General features: G+C 66.6%; 1 protein-coding gene. It reads right to left on the bottom strand.

Translation table 11 applies throughout. The features are described from left to right. Window positions 1-35: 35 nt before the first annotated feature. The coding region (locus L6637_RS42300) for an IS110 family RNA-guided transposase (protein ID WP_237874467.1) at window positions 36-1,016 on the bottom strand (981 nt) is incomplete at its 5' end.

The raw sequence follows: 1,016 nt of genomic DNA, 5'->3' as shown, positions 1-1,016 counted from the left end.
CGCGGCGTTGCTGCCAGGTTGAAGGATCACGCGCCTCATGCGTAAGCCCCGAGCAATTTGCGCTGCTTGGCGGCTGCGTCATCGCGCATCTCCGCCGCCGAGGCGTCCGGATCACCGCAATAGAACGTACCGCCGGTCCACATCGCGTGCATGATCACAGCGAGCTTGCGCGCCACCGCCACCGTCGCCTTGCGGTGCGACGAGCGCTTGGCCAGCGCCAGCCCCCACGCCTTGACCTTGTCCTTTTTCTTGTAGCGGGTCAGCAACGCGCTCGCCGCCTCGTACAGCGCCCGCCGCACGTCGCCATCGCCCGCCTTGCTGATCCGGCCCTTGACGTCGATCGAGGAGCCGGACTGCCAGCGCCGCGAGGTCAGGCCAAAATACGCCGCCACGTCGCGCGAGCGCTTGAAGCGGGAGGGATCGTCGACCGCGGTCATGAAGCTCAGGGCCGCGATCGGGCCGACACCGGGAATCTGCATGAAGCGCCGGCACAGCTCATGGCCGGCGACCAGGCGAACCACCAGATCGTGCAGCCGGCAGTACTCCTTCCACAACGCGGCGCGCGCATTCAACATGGCATCGATCAGCTCGCTGACCAACGCATCGTGCGCCACCGCCTCGCGTACGGCTTGCGCAAAACCGCCGCGCCCGACCCGGTTCAGCCGGATGCCAAACACTTTCAGCGAATGCCGGATCGCGTTCTCCAGGTCCAGAAACTTGCGCTTCAGATTGCGCCGGTGCGTCAACAACAGCCGCAGCCGGTAGCAGGCCTCGCTCTTGATATGCGCCTTTCTGAACCAGCCGGTGCGCATGATGTGGGCAATCCCGAGCGCGTCCGCCCGGTCGGTCTTGTTGCGCTGCGCCTTCAGCGCCGCACGCACGTGCAAGGTTTCCAAGCACACCGCCGGCAGGCCGAGCTTCAACAGCTCCGGATGCAGCCAGGGCGACAGCGAGCCCGCCTCGTGACCGAGCCGCCGCAAGCGGCCAAGATACGGCGCAAGCGCCGCCTTGATCGT

The sequence above is a fragment of the Bradyrhizobium zhengyangense genome (assembly GCF_022012435.1).
GTDB lineage: Bacteria > Pseudomonadota > Alphaproteobacteria > Rhizobiales > Xanthobacteraceae > Bradyrhizobium > Bradyrhizobium zhengyangense.
The sequence above is the reverse complement of the archived record's forward strand: the minus strand, read 5'-3'. Positions and strand labels throughout refer to the sequence as shown.